Origin of the sequence: Sorangium sp. So ce176, assembly GCF_051519835.1 — a bacterium.
GTDB lineage: Bacteria > Myxococcota_A > Polyangia > Polyangiales > Polyangiaceae > Sorangium > Sorangium cellulosum_G.
Genome location: NZ_CP150371.1, coordinates 1,944,686 through 1,961,892 on the forward strand (window position 1 = coordinate 1,944,686; position 17,207 = coordinate 1,961,892).

Annotated in this window: 16 protein-coding genes; 8 read left to right on the forward strand and 8 right to left on the reverse strand. The window is 72.3% G+C overall.

The window, feature by feature from the left end:
* Positions 1–223 precede the first annotated feature (223 nt).
* The 4 genes from WMF42_RS07425 to mtnC all read left to right on the forward strand — a co-directional run bounded on the left by WMF42_RS07425 (position 224) and on the right by mtnC (position 3,307).
* Positions 224–1,300 carry a glycosyltransferase family 2 protein gene (locus tag WMF42_RS07425; protein ID WP_437691147.1) on the forward strand — a complete coding sequence of 359 codons (1,077 nt, stop codon included), beginning with the start codon at positions 224–226 and terminating at the stop codon, positions 1,298–1,300.
* 102 nt (positions 1,301–1,402) lie between these two features.
* Positions 1,403–2,041: a methylthioribulose 1-phosphate dehydratase gene (locus tag WMF42_RS07430; protein ID WP_061612708.1), complete on the forward strand. Its 639-nt coding sequence runs from the start codon at positions 1,403–1,405 to the stop codon at positions 2,039–2,041.
* Positions 2,038–2,580, forward strand: a complete 543-nt coding sequence (locus WMF42_RS07435; RefSeq protein ID WP_061612709.1) for a 1,2-dihydroxy-3-keto-5-methylthiopentene dioxygenase — start codon at positions 2,038–2,040, stop codon at positions 2,578–2,580. The genes WMF42_RS07430 and WMF42_RS07435 overlap by 4 nt, the downstream gene beginning before the upstream one ends.
* 13 nt (positions 2,581–2,593) lie before the next feature.
* A complete protein-coding gene (gene mtnC, locus WMF42_RS07440) occupies positions 2,594–3,307 on the forward strand; it encodes an acireductone synthase (protein WP_061612710.1) in 714 nt (237 codons plus the stop codon).
* Between the two features lie 238 nt (positions 3,308–3,545).
* Here the strand turns inward: mtnC and WMF42_RS07445 are convergent, their stop codons facing one another.
* The 7 genes from WMF42_RS07445 to WMF42_RS07475 all read right to left on the reverse strand — a co-directional run bounded on the left by WMF42_RS07445 (position 3,546) and on the right by WMF42_RS07475 (position 13,379).
* A complete protein-coding gene (locus WMF42_RS07445; protein WP_437691150.1) occupies positions 3,546–5,297 on the reverse strand; it encodes a prolipoprotein diacylglyceryl transferase in 1,752 nt (583 codons plus the stop codon).
* On the reverse strand, positions 5,294–6,718 hold the full coding sequence (locus WMF42_RS07450) for a hypothetical protein (protein ID WP_437691152.1): 1,425 nt from the start codon (positions 6,716–6,718) through the stop codon (positions 5,294–5,296). Before WMF42_RS07450 ends, WMF42_RS07445 begins: the two co-directional genes overlap by 4 nt.
* Before the next feature lie 299 nt (positions 6,719–7,017).
* Entirely contained in the window at positions 7,018–8,970 is a 1,953-nt protein-coding gene (locus WMF42_RS07455; RefSeq protein ID WP_437691154.1) for an ABC transporter ATP-binding protein, read from the reverse strand.
* Positions 8,967–9,890, reverse strand: a complete 924-nt coding sequence (locus WMF42_RS07460; protein WP_437691156.1) for a hypothetical protein — start codon at positions 9,888–9,890, stop codon at positions 8,967–8,969. The genes WMF42_RS07455 and WMF42_RS07460 overlap by 4 nt, the downstream gene beginning before the upstream one ends.
* A 14-nt stretch (positions 9,891–9,904) precedes the next feature.
* A complete protein-coding gene (locus WMF42_RS07465) occupies positions 9,905–10,741 on the reverse strand; it encodes a DUF692 domain-containing protein (RefSeq protein ID WP_437691158.1) in 837 nt (278 codons plus the stop codon).
* 628 nt (positions 10,742–11,369) lie between these two features.
* Positions 11,370–11,669: a glutathione S-transferase family protein gene (locus WMF42_RS07470; RefSeq protein WP_437694223.1), complete on the reverse strand. Its 300-nt coding sequence runs from the start codon at positions 11,667–11,669 to the stop codon at positions 11,370–11,372.
* A 75-nt stretch (positions 11,670–11,744) separates the two neighbouring features.
* On the reverse strand, positions 11,745–13,379 hold the full coding sequence (locus WMF42_RS07475; RefSeq protein WP_437691160.1) for a DUF1552 domain-containing protein: 1,635 nt from the start codon (positions 13,377–13,379) through the stop codon (positions 11,745–11,747).
* Between the two features lie 538 nt (positions 13,380–13,917).
* Here WMF42_RS07475 and WMF42_RS07480 point away from each other — a divergent pair.
* The 4 genes from WMF42_RS07480 (at position 13,918) to WMF42_RS07495 (ending at position 16,241) form a co-directional block, all read left to right on the forward strand.
* The gene (locus WMF42_RS07480) at positions 13,918–14,355 is read left to right on the forward strand and encodes a hypothetical protein (RefSeq protein ID WP_061611329.1); all 438 of its coding nucleotides are present in this window, start codon (positions 13,918–13,920) and stop codon (positions 14,353–14,355) included.
* Between the two features lie 261 nt (positions 14,356–14,616).
* On the forward strand, positions 14,617–14,832 hold the full coding sequence (locus WMF42_RS07485) for a hypothetical protein (RefSeq protein WP_155798819.1): 216 nt from the start codon (positions 14,617–14,619) through the stop codon (positions 14,830–14,832).
* 130 nt (positions 14,833–14,962) lie between these two features.
* Positions 14,963–15,268 (forward strand): hypothetical protein, encoded by a 306-nt coding sequence (locus tag WMF42_RS07490; RefSeq protein WP_155798818.1) that lies wholly within the window; start codon positions 14,963–14,965, stop codon positions 15,266–15,268.
* Between the two features lie 172 nt (positions 15,269–15,440).
* Positions 15,441–16,241 (forward strand): hypothetical protein, encoded by an 801-nt coding sequence (locus WMF42_RS07495; protein ID WP_155798817.1) that lies wholly within the window; start codon positions 15,441–15,443, stop codon positions 16,239–16,241.
* A gap of 88 nt (positions 16,242–16,329) precedes the next feature.
* Here WMF42_RS07495 and WMF42_RS07500 read toward each other — a convergent pair whose 3' ends face one another.
* The gene (locus tag WMF42_RS07500) at positions 16,330–17,169 is read right to left on the reverse strand and encodes a tetratricopeptide repeat protein (protein ID WP_437691163.1); all 840 of its coding nucleotides are present in this window, start codon (positions 17,167–17,169) and stop codon (positions 16,330–16,332) included.
* Positions 17,170–17,207: the final 38 nt, after the last annotated feature.

Consider the following 17,207-nt stretch of genomic DNA (forward strand, 5'->3'; position numbering starts at 1 on the left):
CCGCGCGACGAACAGGGGCTCATCGGGTCGGGCAGCTCCGCAAGACCTCGCCCGCCGGTGTGCGGCCCGAGCCCAGCGGCCTGCTCACCCGCGTTCCCGGCCCTCCCACGCAGCACAGTTTGCTCCGGTCGACCCCGCGAGACCTCCTGGCCCCGCGCTTGTATCCGCCTCTCGCGCAGTCCAGCGTCGGGTCGGTTCGACCCGAGAGAGACGGGGGAATTTCATGAATCGATCGGCGAGCGCGCCCCTCTCGAGGCGTCTCTCGCTGCGGCCGCTCGCCGAACGGCCGCGGTGCAGCATCGTCATTCCCTGTTACAACGAGGAGCGGTACATCGAGGACGTCCTCCGCGGCGCCCTCCGGCAACGCTATCCGGCAGAGCTGCTCGAGATCTTCGTTGTCGACGGCGGCTCGCTCGACAGGACACGGGAGATCGTCGCGCGCGTCGCGGCGGAGGACCCGCGGGTGACGCTCCTCCACAACCCCGCCCGGATCCAGGCCGCGGCGATGAACATCGGTATTCGCCGATCGCGAGGCGAGGTGATCGTCCGGATGGACGCGCACGCCGACTATGCAGACGACTACGTCGCTGCGTCGGTCGCGGCGCTCCGGAGGACCGGCGCGCTCAACGCGGGTGGCGCGGCGCGGCCGCGCCACCGCAACGGGTTTCAGCGGGCGCTCTGCGCTGTGCTGTCGAGCCCCCTCGGCGTCGGGGGCTCGGCCTACAGGGACCCGTCACGGGAAGGCTTCGTCGAGTCCGTCTTCAACGGGGCGTTCCGTCGCGAGGCGTTCGAGATCGCCGGCCTCTACGACCCGGACGCGATCACCAACGAGGACGCCGAGCTGAACCAGCGCATCATCGAGGCAGGCGGCGCTGTCTACCTGTCCCGGGAGATCGTCGCCTACTACTACCCGCGGTCGTCCTTCGCGGCGCTCGCGCGCCAGTATTTCGCCTACGGCGCGGGGCGCGCGCGCACGCTGCGCTGCCGCCGGAGGCTCCTGTCGCTCCGGCCGATGCTGCCGTTCTTCCTGGTGACGGCGCTCGCGCTGCTCGCGCTCGCTTCCGCGCTCCTGCCGCCCGCCCGCCCGGCCCTCGCGCTCGCGTCGCTCGCCTATGCCGCGCTCGTGATCGCCGAGTCGCTCCGGCTCGCGCTGCGCGGCTCGCCCCGCGATTTCCCGTTGCTCTGCGGCATCTTCCCCGCGCTGCACGCCGCGCACGGGCTCGGGTTCTGGGCCGGCCTGCTCCGCGGGGCGAGGGACCGCGCTGGACGGCGCGAGGCCGAGCGCCTGCCGGCGCCGTGAGGGGCGCGGGCGGCGCGGACAGCGGCGCACGCCCGGACTCCGCGGCTCGAGCGGCCGGGCGGGCGCGTTGATCGGCCGCTGTGCGTTTGGTATCGTCGCGCGGTGAGCGCGCGCCGGACGTCGTTTGCCTCGTTCTCCTCGGTCGCGACCGAGCTCATCGAGCTGTCCCGCTGGTGCAGCGAGCGCGGCTGGACGCCGGCCACCAGCGGCAACTTTTCCGCCCGGCTCGGCGACGACACGCTCGCGATCACGGCGTCCGGGCGGCCCAAGGGCGCGCTCGGCCTGTCGGACATCGTCGTCGTCAACCTGGAAGGCCGCCTGACCGGGCCGTCCGCGGGGCGCCCGTCGGCCGAGACGGCGCTGCACTGCCAGCTCTACCGGCGCTCCCGCGCCATCGGCGCTGTCGCGCACACCCACTCGCGGGCGGCGACGGTGCTGTCGCGCCGGTGCGCGCACGAGGGGTACGTGACCCTCGCGGGCTACGAGGTGGCGAAGGCGCTCTCCGGGATGACGACGCACGACGCCACGGTGCTCCTCCCCGTCTTCGTCAACACGCAGGACATCCGGAGGCTCGCCGAGGACGTCGAGGCGTTCATGTCGGCGCACCCGCCGGTGCACGGTTATCTCATCGCCGGCCACGGGCTCTACACGTGGGGAGCGGACACGACCGAGACGAGCCGCCATATCGAGGCGCTCGAGTTCATGCTCGACTGCGCGCTGCTGGAAGGGAGCATCTCATGAGCTTGCTGCGGGTCTACCGGGACAGCGATCCGACCAGGGCCGAGGAGTACGCGACGCTGGAGGACATCGCCCGCGTCGCCGCCGCGTCGCAGATCCGCTTCGAGCGCTGGTCCGCCGAGCGCCCGCTGCCCCCGGGGACGGCGCCCGCGCAGGTGCTCGAGGCGTACGCCGGCCCGGTGAAGCAGCTCTCGGAGGCGTGCGGGTTCGTCACGGCGGACGTGATCTCGGTCTCGCCGGACACCCCGAACCACGGCGAGCTGCGGCGGAAGTTCCTGGACGAGCACACCCATACCGAGGACGAGGCGCGCTTCTTCGTCGAGGGGCGGGGGATGTTCTGCATCCACCAGGGGGACCGCGTGCTCTCGTTCCTTGTCGAGAAGGGCGATCTCATCAGCGTTCCGGCCGGGACGCGGCACTGGTTCGACATGGGGCCGTCGCCGTCGTTCACCTGCATCCGGTGGTTCTCCGACCCGAAGGGGTGGGCCGCCGAGCACACGGGCTCCGATATCGCGTCGCGCTTCCCGCGGCTGGAGGCGTGAGGGAGGCGTGAGCGTGGCCGCGATCCCTGCGCGCGCGGTGCTGGTCGACATCGAGGGGACAACGACCGACGTGCGGTTCGTCCACGAGACGCTGTTCTCGGTGGCGCGGCGGGATCTGGCCGGGTACGTGTCCGCGCACGCCGGCTCCCCCGAGGTCGAGGCGGCGCGGGGGGCGGTCGCGCGCGAGCGGGGCGCGCGCGAGGAGGCCGTGAGCGACGGAGAGCTCGCGGCGGCGCTGCTGGCGTGGATCGACGAGGATCGCAAGGAGACGTCGCTGAAGGCGCTGCAGGGGAAGATCTGGCGCAGCGCGTACGAGTCGGGGGGGCTGCGGAGCCACGTGTACCCGGACGTGGAGCCGGCGCTGCGGCGGTGGCGAGACAGCGGGGTGACGCTCGCTGTGTTCAGCTCCGGATCGGTCGAGGCGCAGGAGCTCCTGTTCCGGCACACGACGGCGGGGGATCTGACGGGGCTGTTCACGCGGTTCTTCGACACGACGACCGGGCCCAAGCGCGAGGCGGCGGCTTACCAGCGGATCGCGGAGGCGCTCGGGGTGCGTCCGGGAGAGGTGCTGTTCCTGTCCGATGTGGCGGCCGAGCTGGACGCGGCGGCGGCGGCAGGGATGCGCGCGGCGCAGATCCTCCGGCCGGGGACGGCGCGGGACGCGGGGGGGCGTCACGCGGTAGCGGAGCGGTTCGACGAGATCGCTGTGGAGCTCGCGGGGGCGTAGGGCCCGGCCGGCGGCAACGGCGCCGCGGGGAGGGATGCGGCGCGGGGGGCGGCGGCGCGGTCCGGCGTGAGCATCTCGTGGTGACCAAGCTTTGCTGGTCGTCCGGGCTTGATCGTCGCGACGAGCGTCGAGCGAGCCTGGGCGCCGGCCACGCCCGCAAGGCGCAGCGTCTCGTCGTGCCGCCGACGAGCACGAGCTCGTCGGCGTGCTCGATGAGAAGATCGGGCTGCTACATTCCTCAGAGCAATCCGGTGCCGACCCAGAGCCCGGGCTCGTACGCGACAAGCGCGTCGACGTCGCCCGACCCGAGCACGAGAAAGGTCGCGGGAGAGAGGCCGACGAACAGGTGCGAGCCGATCGGAAGCTGGATCCCCCAGGCGAAGCGGGCGCCGAAGGCGCCGACGCTCTCGAAGTAGGGCGATTCGAAGACGATGCGGTGGTAGCCAGGCGTGATCCCGACCGACATCTCGACGTGCGGCCCGACCCCCATCATGAACCGGAGCGGCACGCCGATCGCAAGCTGGTCGGCGTCGGGCGCAAAGAGGCCCCGGAGCTCGACGCCGATCTCGAAGCGGCGCGCATCGCTCACGGGGACGCGCGCCACGGCGCCGAGATCCAGGGACACCCCGTCCTCGACAGAGAATCGCGCCGGGACGAAGTAGCCGGACATCCCGACCGAGAGCGCCATCCGGCGCGCGTTGGCCTCCGCCTGGGGGTTCGTCCCGGGCTTCGCGGCCGCGGGCTCCGGAGGCGCATCCGGCGTGCGCCCGGACGGCGGTTCGCCGGCCGCGGGCGGTTGCTGTTCGCCGGCCGCGGGCGGGGGCTGCGACGGCGGGGGGTAGGCGCCGGCCGGAGGCGGCGGGTAGGGGTAGGGGTAGGCGCCGGCTGGAGGCGGCGGGTAGGGGTAGGGCGTGGGGTACGCCCCGGCCGGGGGCGGCGGGTAGGGGTAGGGCGTGGGGTAGGCGCCGGCCGGGGGCGGCGGGTAGGGGTAGGGCGCCGGGTACCCTGCGGGCGGCGGCGGGTAGGGGTAGGGCGCGGGCGGCGGCGTCGCAGCAGGCGCTGCGCTCGCCCCCGCGGGCGGAGCCGCCGTCGGGGCCGCGCGGGGCGCCGGCTGGGCCGCGGCGTCGCCCGCGGCGAGGCCCAGGGAGGCGAGCGACAGCAGCGCGGCCGCGGTGGCCGGAGCACGGCGCGCACGGCGAGCGCGCAGGGCGGCCGCTGCGAGCCCGAGCAGGAGCGCCAGCGAGACGACCTGGGCGGTGCTGAGCCCGCCGTAAACGCCGCGCCCGGCGTCGCCGCGGAGCAGCTCGATGGTGAACCGCCCCGCGGCGTAGAGCGCGAGCCAGGTCCCGAACGCGCGGCCGTCACGGTGCCCCCGGACGAGCCAGAGGGCGGCGATCCCGCTCGCCAGCGCCCCGAGCGCCGCCTCGTAGAGCTGCGTGGCGTGCACGGGCAGGCTCGGCGCGCCGAGGGGCACCCAGCCGGCCGCGGCGTGATCGTCCGCCGCGGGGCTGCCCGCGGGGAACCGGACGCCCAGCGCGCCCGCCGTGACGTGGCCGTAGTCGCACCCCGCGAGGAAGCACCCGGTACGCACGCAGGCGTAGGTGATCCCGAGCCCCGGCACGAGCCGGTCGAGGAACGGGCGCACGGCCGCGCCGTGACGGAGCAGCACCAGGACCGCGACGGCGACGCCCGCGATGAGCCCGCCGTAGGCGGCGCGGCCGGCGTGGAGCATCGGTCCCCACGAGCCCCGCGCGAGCGCCTCGGGCGCGGCGCGCAGCGCCTCGAAGACGTGGCCGCCCAGCAGCGCCGCGACGTACCCCGCGAGCAGCGCGCGGCCCTCGGCGGCCTCGTCGCCCCTGTCGCGGCGCACGAGCCAGAAGAACGCCGCCGCGCCCAGGAGCCCCGCCACGGCGACCATCACCGCGTACGTCGGCGCGAGCCACGGCGGCAGCCCGTGCCGCTCCAGCCAGAGCATCACGGCGCCGCTCACGCGCGCCTCCGGATGCGCAGCAGCATGTAGCCCGCTGGCACCGCCCACCAGAACGCGGCGCCGAGCGGCAACGGCGCGCCCGCGCGGCCACCTCCCGGATCGCGCCGGCCGGCGCTCACCTTGCAGCTCGAGCCCGAACCTGTGCCCGCCGACGGATCGCCGTCCTTGCAGTCCTGGTCGCAGTCGCGGCAGTTCTGGTTGCAGTCGCGGCAGTTCTGGTTGCAATCGCTGCAGTTCTGGTTGCAGCCCGCGACGTCCTCGTTGCAGCCCTTGCAGCCGCCGCCGCAGCCGCTGCCGCCGTTGCAGCCGCTGGAGTCCGTCGTGCCGCTCGGCGTGCCGCTCGGGATGACCGCCGGTCCTGTCGGCCTGCCGTACTCGAGGCAGCGGTCGAGCACGGCCATGCAGCCGTCGTCCGCGGCGAACGCGAGCGCCCCCTCGCGGCCCGCGATCGGCAGCGCGCCGCACGCGCTGCCCGCGGACTGGACGCACTCCTTCACCCCCTCGATGCTCATCAGCGCGAGCACGCAGAGCGCCTCGGCGTTCGGCGCGTCGGCGTTCACCCACGCGCACTCCGCCTGGGCATCCGCGAAGGCCGGGTCCGTGCGGTCATGGTCGCAGGAGCCGCCGACGGCGCAGGTGCACACGTCCCGCACGCCGGCGGCGCACTCGGCGATCGACCCGGGGAGGTGGTAGGGGTTGGCGTCCACGGATCTCGGCTGGATCCGGGGCCATGGGACGATGGCGACGTCGCCGCCCGGGGAGGCGAGGCGCGCCGGCGGGTCCGGCGGCGCGAGGGTGCCCAGCGCGACAAGCCACGCGGCGTTGACGTACACCGTACGATCCAGCGCGACGACGCCCGCGGGCAGGCCGGTGACGCGGATGAGGTCGCGCGCGCCCGCGCGCCGCGCGAGATCCGCCAGGACGGCGCCGGCCCGGCCGCCGAGCGCCGCCTCCTCGAGCCGCGCGGTCTCCGGCGACGCTGGCTCCCCGGCGAGGACCGGCAGCTCGAGCGGCCCCTCGGGCCCGCGCTCCGCCGCGACGGAGGCGACGGAGGAGGCGCGCAGCACGAACCCCTCGACGGACGGCTCGAGCGCGCCGAGGACGATCGCGTCCTCCCCCCGCTCCTCCCGCGCCGCGTCCGCGCTGCGGACCAGCGCCGGGACGCTCGCGATCTCCGCGCCGACGATGGCCGTCTCTCCTCCCGCCGCGCCGTGCGCCTCCTCCAGCCGCACGGCGAGATCGTGGAGGGCCTCCTCGGGCAAGGCCGCGAGGACCTCCGGCGCGGCGCTCAGCGCGTCGCGCAGCGGCAGGTCGTCGTATGGCGGCGTCTCCACGCCGCACGCGCCCAGCGCGGCGACCCCGAGCAGCACGGCGGTACGGCGGATCGCCCTCTCGATCTCGACAACGACGCTCGTTCGCATGCCCCACCCTCGCTCCCCGCTCGCGCGGCGCCCGGCGGACACGCCGCGCGCCACCGCGAGCGGGCGTATCGCCGGCGAGGACACCGCCGCGAGGAGACGAGGACGAGCGTGCCAGAATCGGAGACGCCGGCACAAGGGGCCATCGCACGGAGCGCCTCTCGCGATCTCGATTGGAGCGCGACAGACCTACACCGCGAGCGCCGTCCGACACCGGGGTGGCTCGCCAACCACCTTGTGCGAGCCCGCCCCGGCGGCCGGCGCGCGGGGCGCCCGAGCCGGGCGGCCGGGCGCGCCCGCGGTCACGTGTACCACTGCGCCTGGAGCTGGAACAGCCGCGCATACTCCCCCCCGCGCGCGATCAGGTCGTCGTGGGACCCTTCCTCGACAAGCGCTCCGTTCATCATCACCAGGATGCGATCCGCGAGCCGCGCGGTGCCGATCCGGTGCGAGATGAAGATCGTCGTCCTTCCCTCGGAGAGCGACAGGAAGGTCTGCATCAGCTCCGTCTCGGCGCGGGGATCCAGCGCCGACGTCGGCTCGTCGAGGATGAGGAGCCGGGCCGGCCGCAGGAAGGCGCGCGCGAGCGCGAGCTTCTGCCATTGCCCTTGCGAGAGCTCGTGTCCCCCCTCCCAGACGTTGCCGAGCCGCGACTCGTAGCCTCGGGCGAGCTGCGCCGCGATCCCCTCGGCGCCCGCGCGGCGCGCCGCCTCCTGGATCGCCCTCATGTCGTCGAGCGACGGCAGGTGTCCGAAGCCGATGTTCTCCCTGAGCGTGAGCCAGTACTGCACGAAATCCTGAAAGGTCACCGCCAGGTGCTCGGACATCGTGACCGGGTCGATCTCCTGCGCGGAGACGCCGCCCAGGCGCAGCTCGCCCCGCGTGGGCGCGTAGAGGCCCGCGATGAGCTTCACGAGCGTCGTCTTCCCCGCGCCGTTACACCCCACGATCGCCACCTTCTCTCCGCTGCGGACGCGGAAGCTCACCCGCTCGAGGGCGCGCTTGCCCGTGCTCGGGTACGCGAAGGAGACGCCCTCCGCCACGATGCTCGCGTCGCGCGGCGCCGGGCTCCGGCCGGCCGGACGCGCGGGCTCCGGGAGCGCCAGGAACGCGAACAGATCGGACAGGAAGATCGACTGTTCGAAGAGATCCGCGCCGCTCCGGAAGACGGTGTCGAGCAGGTTCTGCGTCCTGGTGACCACCTGAGAGAACACCATGAAGGCGCCCAGCGAGATGGCCCCTGTGAAGATGGCCCAGATCAGCGCGGCGAACGCGTACAGATAGGCGACGACCCGCGTGGCCTCGGACTGGATGCCACGGACGGCCCGACGCCGCTCCACCCGCATCTCCTCGGCGTGGACCTTGTCGAAGAGCGATCGGTATTGCCGCACGAGGTAATCGGTGAGGCCGAGCAACCGGATCTCCTTGGCGGCCCGCGGATCCGTCACGAGCCCGCTCAGGTAGGTCATGCGCCGCCCCTCGGGCGTGTGCCAGTTCAGGACCTGGAATCGCTGCGCCCCGAACCGGACGGCGACCCAGCTCGCCGGCACCGCCCCCAGCGCGAGCGCCGCGGGGATCGACCAGTGCGCGCCGGCGACGAGGATCGAGAACGACAGCACGACAACCACGTTCCAGCCCAGATCGGCGATGACCTGCACCAGCATCGCCGGCCGGACGGACGCCTCGCGCTGCGCGCGCTGGAGCCGGTCATGGAACTTCGAGTCGTCGAAGCTCGCGTAATCGACGCGCCGCGCCTTCTCGAGGATATCGAGGTTGAGGCGCAGCGTCACCTCGTCCCCGAGCGATTTCTGGAGCGTGCGCTGGAGCTGGTAAACGACGTGGCTGCCCGTCATGACCGCCAGCAGCAGGCCCAGCTGGAGGCCTAGCGGCCCCGCGAGCGACGCGGGCGAGCGGCCGTCGCGCAGGCCGCCCACGACGACGTCGATCAGCCGCTGGAGGAGCTTCATGGTGAAGAGCGGCATGAGGGCCGAGGCCAGCGTCAGCGCGGCGATGAGCAGCGTGCCGCCGGGGCTCGCGCGCCAGAAGAGGCGCGCGGCCTGGGCCACGTTCGCGCCGGCGCGACGGAGGCGCTCCCACGGGAGCAGCTCGCCTGCCGCCGCCCTGTCGCGGAGCGGCGGCGCGAGAGACGCGGCGCCGGCCGGCTGCGCGGCTGCGCCGCCGATCGCAGCCGGGATGTGATCCGGCGCGAGCCTGTCCGCCGGGCCCGGCGCCGCGACTCCCCTTCCTCCTCTCATGCTGCGCTCCGTCGAGACGCCTCCGGGAGATCCGGCCTGCGCGCGCCCGCCTCGGACGTCACGAAATGAAGCCCGCGGAGCTGCAGCAGCACCTGACAGCAGCCCTGCTCCATGGCCTCCCGCTCCGCGTGTCCCAGCCGCGGATCGAGGATCTCCGCGAGGATCTCCCGGGTCGTCCGCCGGCCGTCGGCGCGCGCCAGGAACGTCTCCATCCTCCGGCCCACGCGGGCCTTCTGGACGCGCTCGTCCCCCGGGACCCTGCCGAACGCGATCAGCGTCGGAGCCGGCCGCGGCGCGGGCGGCTCCGCGCTCCTGGCGAGCGCCTGGACCAGCGGCAGGACATCGCACGAGAACGCGCGCAGCGCGACGTGCGGGCCCACGCGCACGGCGGCGTCGAGCACCTCCTCGCGGGTGAGGAAGGGCCGCGAGGCGTTGCGGGTCTTGAACTCGTTCGCGCTCTCGCCGAACGCTGCATCGCTCCACAGGAGGAACTCGGCGTGCTCGCAGCGCAGCACGTCCGCGAGGTAGGCGATCTCGAGCGCGCCCTCGTCGACGAGGCGCTCGACGAGCTCGGCGAACCAGAGGGCGTCGCGGAGCGAGCGGGACCACCTCTCGGATTTGATGGGTCGATACGCCAGGATGAAGCTCCGCTCCACCGCCGCGAGCGCCCCGTGGCGGCGGAGCAGCGCGAGCGTGGCCGGGTAGTACGACTCCATGCGCAAGAACCGCTTGAGGCCGAGCCCGTCTGCGGCCCATCGCAGCCGCTTCTCGTCAAGGGCCTGCAGCGCGGCCATCTGCCCGGCGTCGAGCGCGTGCTTCTCGGCGAAGCCCGCCGGGACGCCGTAAAAGAGGGCGATCTCCCGCGGATCGGTCAAGAGCCGCGCGAACGCTGCCTGGAACGTCAATGTATCTGTAGTCATGGTCTTCCGCTCCGCTACGCGAGGATGGCCCTCGCGCGGTCGAGCTCCCCCAGCATCTCGCCGAAGTCTTCCGGCGGGTTCGCGTCGCGCTCGATCAGGACGGCGCGCACCGGCGCTCGCTCGCAGAGGTAGGAGAGCAGTCTCCACACTTCAGGGTGGTTGTCGATCGGGTGGCTGTGCGTATCGACCCACAGATCCTCGTCGAAGACCCCTCCGGCCAGGTGCACTTGCACGACGCGATCGAGCGGGATCGCGTCGATGAACGCGTAAGGGTCGTAGTGGAGGTTCTGGGCGTTGATGTAGAGGTTGGTGAGGTCGAGCAGGATGCCGCAGTCGGCCTCGGTCACGACCGCGCTGAGGAACTCCGCCTCCGTCATGGTGGCGCCGGGGATCGCCATGTAATAGGTGATGTTCTCGAGGAGCAGCGGGACCCCCAGCATGTCCTGGAACTGCCGGGCCTTCTCGGCGCAGCGCCTGACGGCGACCTCGGTGAACGCGAGCGGCGTGAGCTGGCCCAGCTCGACGCCGTCGGCCTGCGTGAAGCAGAGGTGATCGCTGTACCACGGGGCGCGGACCGCCCTGGCGAGGTGGGCGACATGGCCGCAGTAGTCCATGTCGAGCGGCGCGTCGGTGCCCACGGACAGCTCGAGGCCATGGGGCGCGACGGGCATGCTCTCGCTCAGCTCGAGGGCGCGCTTGAACCGCCCGTCCGTCCGGCAGATGTAGTGATCGGCGCAGAACTCGATCCAGTCGATGCGATCGCGGTGCTGTTCGATGCCGCTCACGAAGGCGGGCCGGTGGGCGAGCCCCACGCCGAGGCGCGGCAGGTCGAACCTGGGTTTTCTACACATGGAATGATCCCTTGTTTGCACGAAAAAAAAAGGCGCCCGGGCAGCGCGACGGGGCGCGCCCGGGCACCTTCGACATGATCCGAGGGCTCCTCTAGTGATGGCAGCAGTGGCAGCAGTGGTGCGGCATCTCCATCGCCTCGAGATCGGTGCCCTCGTCGCCGACGATCAGCTCGAAATCAAACCCAGCAAACTCGGTGTTCATGATGCAATCTCCTTGGTCAGGGGAATGTCGGCAGGGTCCGCCAGCGCCGGAGGATTCCCGCGCTCGCCTTTCCCGTGCCGACGCGGGACGACATTGCAGCCGTCGTGCCACGGTCACGACGGCGCCTCGCCCACCGCTGCGAGCCCCTGATCTCGCGGCGTCGCACCCCGGGGCCCGTCGGTTGACCGGTCGCGCGCAAGCTCTTGCTCGCAGGGGGTTGCTCACTCACGCAAACGACCCAGATGGCGAGCGCTCGCGGCCTCATCTCCGCGACGAGAGGGGCCGCTGCTCCAGGGCTCCCGTCTCCGTCTCGCGCTGTGCCCCGCTGGTCGTCGGGGTCTCCTTCCTTCCGTCTGGCCGCTCATCCCGGCAGGGCCATCTCGCGCGCGCACCCGCCGCGGGGCCGCTCGGCGTGATCGCGGCGCATCAGCTCGCTCGAAAGGGGTTCTTGTCCGTGCTGCGCACGCTCTCGCGGGACGTGATCCGATCGTGCCAGGCGCGGAGGCGCGGGTGCGGTTCGAGGAGCGCCGCCTCGGGCGTGAGGAGCAGGTAGTGGACGAGCGGCGCGACCAGGATGTCGGCCAGCGTGAGCCGCTCGCTCGCGAGGAACGCGCGGTCGCCGAGGAACCGGTCGAGCTGCGCGAGGCTCGTCCGCGCCGCGGGGATGGCGGCCTGCACAGCCTCCTCGTCGGGCGAGGGGTGCCTGTCCAGGTGCGGCGAAACCAGGTGGGCGCCAAAGGGGACGGCGGTGAGCTCGTAAGGGACCTTCTATGACCCGGGCGCGCTCGGGAACGAGACCGCTCAGGAGCTCGCCCTGAGCGCGGCGAACTCGCCTGGATCGTGGAGGGTGGGGGGATTGATCCCGCCGCCGACGAAGTCCTCCGTCCGGTCGTACATACCGAAGCGGGTCACCGGCTCCGAGCCGCCCGGCGCCGCGAAGCCGTCGCTGCCTGCCTTGACCCCGAGGGCGTTCACCAGGTTGCAGAAGTACTTGTTGATCGGCGCGTTGGCGAGCGACGGATCGGTCCCCGTGGCCTGGGTGGTCCCGTCGACCTCGTTCGGAGCGCCGTCGACACACACGATCTCGCTGTTGCCGGTCGTGAGATCGGGCGAGCCGTCCTCGACGTTCACGGCCCAGCCGGTCTTGAAATAGCCGCCGGCGCTGCCGACCTGGACGATCGGCAGGTTGTTGAGGTTGCGGGCGCAGCCGTCCGACGCGTCCTGGAACCAGACGACCGCGCAGTTGTCGAGGAGCGTCCCGTCGCCCTCGTCGATACGGTTGAGCTGCTCGACGAGGTGGGCGAGCTTCCTCGCGTAGTAGTCGTCGATCTTGAGGAGCATGTCGATCACACCCGGGACGCAGGTGCCCTGCATGCCCGCGTTGCCCAGGCGATACGAGAGACTGGCGCTCTCCATCGTCAGGCCGAGCCCCCGAAAAAGGAAGTTCGCGGGGTACTTCAGGAAGACGACGGGGGTCGCGTTGCACGCCGCCGCGAGCACGGCGAGGTTCGAGTAGAGGTCCGCGCCGTCGAGGCTGTCCGAGATTCGCCGCGTCAGCACGTCATCGGCGCCCGGGGGCGTGCTCGCCATGTCGACGTTCTCTTGCGTCGCGCCGAGCGCCGCGGCGAGGGACGCGTTGCACTGCGCAGAAGCGACGGTGCTCACGGTCTCGTGGAGGATGGCCTTCCAGGCCTCCAGCTTGTTCTTGTCGGCCTGGCTCATGTCGACGCGCGCGAGCGTGTCGAGATCGTCCCGCACGAGGTCGATGATGCTCTTGCCGCGGATGGCCTTGTACGTGTCCGGAGAGGGGCGGGGGTCCGTGAACAGGCCCGTGAGCTTGGCCAGGATCTCCGCCGGCGCGCCCAGACCCGGATACAGGGTCGCTGGCGCCGAGTACGAGATCGCCGAGGGCGGGCCGTCGCGGAAGTTTCCCACGCGCATGAGCAGGGGCTCGCCGTCCGGGCTGAGCTGTCGTGCGATCACGTGGTCCAGCGAGGGACCGGTCGGTTGCGCGTTGAACTTCGTCGCGGACTCGAAGCTGAACGGATCGTCGCTGTTGGGAGTGACCGGGTGGCACGTGAAGTACGACGCGTTCACCTGCAGGTGGCGATCGTTCCCCTGCCCCCGCTCCATCTTCGGCGTCCACTCGTTCATCGCGCGGATGCCTCGGGGCATGAGGAGCTTGTCGACGTGAGGCGCCAGGTGCTTGAGCGTCGTCGACTCGAGGTCCGCGGCGGTGAGCGGGCCGTGCGACCTCCTCGGAAAGAACCGCGTCGTGATGCAGCCATAGTGCGTGTACATCACGATCAGCCGCTTCGGCGGCGTGGCCGGCTGCGCCTTCGCGGTGCGGTCGGCGATCGATCCGAGGAAGGGCGCTGCGACGCAAGCGCCGCCGAGCCCCCGGAGGAAGATTCTTCGGCTCGTGCGCTTTGCCATGGTCGTATTCTCCCAGCCTCAATGAAAACGCCCGGCTGCCATTCGGGACGCCCTATGAATGCCCGCGTCGGCCGGTCTCGATCACTCTTCCGCCGGGGAGCGGCGAGGCGCCGACGCCCGCGGCCACTCCCTGGAGCCCGACCGAGGTTGCCGGGACCCCGACGGCGCATCGCCGGCGCGGGCGGCGGGCGCGGCATGGCGAGCGCTGCACCGTCGGAACCGGAGATCCGGCTGAGCAGGCCCCGCGATCTCGTCCTGCCCCGTCGCCGCCGCTGTCTGCGTCCGGCGCCGCGCTGAGCAATGTTTGCCTCGCCAGGCAGCATCTGCGTTCTCCTCGAAGAGGGCCACGCAGTTCTTGCCGAGTCGCTCCGGCGCGCCCCGCGCATGGCGGCATCTCACGACATCTCGGCCTGGCCCGCGCATTGCTCTCCGCTGCTCGCGTCGCGGCGCGGAGCAGGCGTGAAGCCCGCTGGCCGCGCCGGCGTGTCGCTGTGAGCTCCGGGAGCGCGGGTGCGCTCCCTGAACAGAGAGGTATCTCATGCGCAAGATGATGACGGCAGGGTTGTTGGCGATCTCCGGAGTCCTGGCGGCCTCGATGGGCTGCATCGCGCCGCCCGCGGACGAGCCGATCGCGGACGAGGGGGTCGCCGCCGAGGTCGAGGAGGCGGCGGCGGAGCCGACGGGGGAGGCCGCGGACGAGCTGTCGGTGTGCGGCGGTGGGCTGGTGTGCCAGTGGGCCTTCGCGAGCGGCGCGCCCCAATGCGAACAGTACCCTTCGGGCCCCAGGCTCTACTGCTGTCCGTCGGGGTATGGGCTCGTCAACAACACGTGCGTCCCGAAGTGCGGCTCGGGGCTCCAGTGCTCGGGCAGCAGCATCCCCGGCTCGCACTCCTGCACCCAGCGGGACACGGGCTCGAGCGTCATCCATTGCTGCGAGTCGGGACAGCGCATCTCGGGCGGCCGCTGCGTCTGGTGAGGGGGTTGGTCTGACCAGCTCGCAGGCCAGTGAGCCCGCGAGCTGGCTCGCCCTCGAGATGGGTGAGGGGAGGCCGTCTTCTCGAGGCTGGCCTCCGGGCACGCGTTCCCACCCGGCCTCGGTGAGGCGTCCACCCCGGCCGCCAGCCGCTGGCGCCGGCACCTCGTCTGCCGCTCGCTTGTGGTGGGAGAGCGCGCATGGTACCGCCTCGACAGCTTGCTGGTGGTGGAATGCCGCCAGTCATGGTCCGGAGAGGGTGGGATGGCGAAGCGCGCGGCTCAGGGGTTGGCGGCGGTCGTGCTCGTGAGCCTCGCCGCGCATGCGGTCGTTCCCGGATGCGTCATCCGGGTGGGCCCGGGAGACAGGGACGGCGATGGAGCGTGGCCTGGCTCCGGTGACGGGGACAGCGCCCCCGAGGACGGCGCGGGCGGCAGCGTTCCCGTCGACGACGGCACGAGCGGCAGCAGCCCCGTATGACGGTACGGGCGGCAGCAGCCCCGTTGACGACGGCACGGGCGTCAGCTCGGAGGAGCAGCAGCTGGGCGAGGAACTCTACGCTCAACTTGACCCAGAGGAGCTCGCGTTCGCCTCGGCCCTGGCCGGGAACATGACGTGCGCTCTGGCCGGCGCGGTCGAGGTCACGCAGTTCGATCCGGCCACGCTCGATGATGAGACCCTGAAGGCGCTCCTGGAGCAGTACGCGCCGGGAGCGATGGAGCAGGCGCGGGCGTGGCTCGCGGGCACCGACCCGTCGATGCTCGCGTATAGGGTGACTCCGAAGTTCGAGTGCGCGCGAGACTACGGCTGCGAGCCTACTCTACCGTGCCAGCAAGGCTACATACCCGCCGTGAATCATCTTTGTTACATCGACGACTGCGGAACGGCGAAGTGCCCCACCTGCCGGACTTCGTGAACGGGATCCTTCAGAATATCGTGATACGGTCGTGGTGCTCTTACGTATGCGTCAAGATCGGAACATCGCCGCCCGAGGTTGTCGCCATCGGTGCCAGCGCCATCTCGGCGCTAAGGAACACCTTCTTCGGACCGATCTGCAAATCGTATCCGTGAGCAAGAGAGACGATGTCATGAAGCCCGATCTCCCGAGAGAGTCGCGCACCATCCGCCGAACGTGCCACGGCCACAAGGAGTCCGACGCGCTCAACAACGCCTTCTACCTGCTGAGTGAGATGACCTCGGCCTGCCGGCTGTCGACCCTCGTGAGACGACCGACGCGCTCGGAAGTCCTCCAGGCGGCGGACGACTACATCGCGTACTTCCCGCTCGAGCAGCCCCAAGAGCGAGCGCGCGAGCTCCGGGAGGCGGTCCTCACCTGGAGAGAAGGCGAGGAGATCCCGCAGGCGGTCTACGAGGCCACCCGACAATTCGTGCTCTCCCTCGGCGTGCGGGAGCCCACCGGCGGCTGGGAGAACGACGACGGCTACCAGGCCCGAGCGATCGATCGCGACACGGACGACGCGGAGCCGCCGGAAGCGGCGGCAGCGGGCGTGCCGGGGAGCTACAGCGATGCATCGAAGAGGGCGGCCCGGCTGGCCCAGGCGGTCGCGGGCGCCGTGAACCTCGCCGGCGTGCTCGCCTCGCCGCGCTCGTGGGCCAAGGCGACGTCATGGCCGTCGCGAGAGCACCTGGTCGAGCACGTGGACCAGCTCCTGTCCGCCTTCGGAACGGAGCTCGATCAGCAGAATTTCGCCGCGCCCGCCCGGAGGCTACGCGCGCTGCTGTCGGCCTGGGAGCCGGGGCCCGAGGTCCCCGCCGACGTCTCGGAGGCCGCCCGCGATCTCCTCGCCGCGCTGGGGATCGAAGAGCCTCCCGGCGGGTGGGACGCGCTTGAGGGGCCGCCGGAAGGGCCGAGCAACGACAGCGGATGAGGCTGGCTCGCCGGCTGCGCTGCATGTGACCCGAGCCCACGACGCGAGGTGGACGTTCCCGCCGTGGAGAGCATCCACGGGAGGGCCGTCAACGCAGCGGCTGGTCCTGGGCGAGATCCGCGGCGAGGAGGACGCGCATCGCGCTCGGACCGAGCCCCGCGAGCACTGAGCTCACCCGGAACCAGAGGCCGAGGAGCAAGCTCTCGCGCGCCTTGATGGCGGCGAGGAGCCTCAGCGCGTCCGGATCGCTCACCTCGGTGCGGATCGCCCCGACCGCGTGCTCGCGCGCTCCGCTCACGTCCCCGCGCCGGAGGAGCACGTGCCCGATGAGGACGAGCGCGTCGGCGTGCTCAGGCTCGGCCTCCAGGGCGGCGCGCGCCCAGCGCTCGGCATCGTCGACGCGGCCGCGCGCGAGGTGCGCATCGCCGAGGACGACGAGCGTCTCGACGTCCTCCGGGGCCAGCTCGAGCGCCTGGGTCAGGAGCTCGACGGCGCGATCGTCGCGATCAGGGTACCGCTCGACGGCGGCGAGGCCGCGGAGGGGCGCGGGGTCCGATGGAGCGAGGCCACGGGCCGTGGCGACATGCTCCCGCGCCTCGCTCGGCCTCCGGTGCGCGAGCAGGACGCGGCCGAGGACCAGGTGCGCGAGCGGCGCCTCGGGGGAGAGCCGGCGCGCCGTCTGCACCTCGATGAGCGCCGCCCCGAGCCGCCTCTGCCGCACGAGGGCCACGGCGAGCAGCGCGTGCGCGCGCAGCTTGTCCGGAGCGAGCGTGAGCGCCCGGCGGAACTCGTCGATCGCGGCCGGGAGTTGCCCGCGATCGAGATCCTCGGTCGCGACGGCAAGGGCAGGAACGATCGCCTCTCGATGCTGCCGCTCCGCCTGGTTCCCCCGCTGCGCGATCGCCTCACCGCCGTGCGCGCCCAGCAAGCCGCCGGTCTCGCGGCCGGCACCGGCTGGGTGAGCCT

Bases quoted from the DNA above. Each gene is read 5' to 3' on its own strand.
- WMF42_RS07495 (WP_155798817.1), top strand. From the start codon at position 15,441: ATGAAGCCCGATCTCCCGAGAGAGTCGCGCACCATCCGCCGAACGTGC.
- WMF42_RS07435 (WP_061612709.1), top strand. From the start codon at position 2,038: ATGAGCTTGCTGCGGGTCTACCGGGACAGCGATCCGACCAGGGCCGAG.
- WMF42_RS07450 (WP_437691152.1), bottom strand. From the start codon at position 6,718: ATGCGAACGAGCGTCGTTGTCGAGATCGAGAGGGCGATCCGCCGTACC.
- WMF42_RS07465 (WP_437691158.1), bottom strand. From the start codon at position 10,741: ATGTGTAGAAAACCCAGGTTCGACCTGCCGCGCCTCGGCGTGGGGCTC.
- WMF42_RS07475 (WP_437691160.1), bottom strand. From the start codon at position 13,379: ATGGCAAAGCGCACGAGCCGAAGAATCTTCCTCCGGGGGCTCGGCGGC.
- WMF42_RS07460 (WP_437691156.1), bottom strand. From the start codon at position 9,890: ATGACTACAGATACATTGACGTTCCAGGCAGCGTTCGCGCGGCTCTTG.
- WMF42_RS07425 (WP_437691147.1), top strand. From the start codon at position 224: ATGAATCGATCGGCGAGCGCGCCCCTCTCGAGGCGTCTCTCGCTGCGG.
- WMF42_RS07485 (WP_155798819.1), top strand. From the start codon at position 14,617: ATGGCGAAGCGCGCGGCTCAGGGGTTGGCGGCGGTCGTGCTCGTGAGC.
- WMF42_RS07490 (WP_155798818.1), top strand. From the start codon at position 14,963: ATGACGTGCGCTCTGGCCGGCGCGGTCGAGGTCACGCAGTTCGATCCG.
- WMF42_RS07455 (WP_437691154.1), bottom strand. From the start codon at position 8,970: ATGAGAGGAGGAAGGGGAGTCGCGGCGCCGGGCCCGGCGGACAGGCTC.
- WMF42_RS07480 (WP_061611329.1), top strand. From the start codon at position 13,918: ATGCGCAAGATGATGACGGCAGGGTTGTTGGCGATCTCCGGAGTCCTG.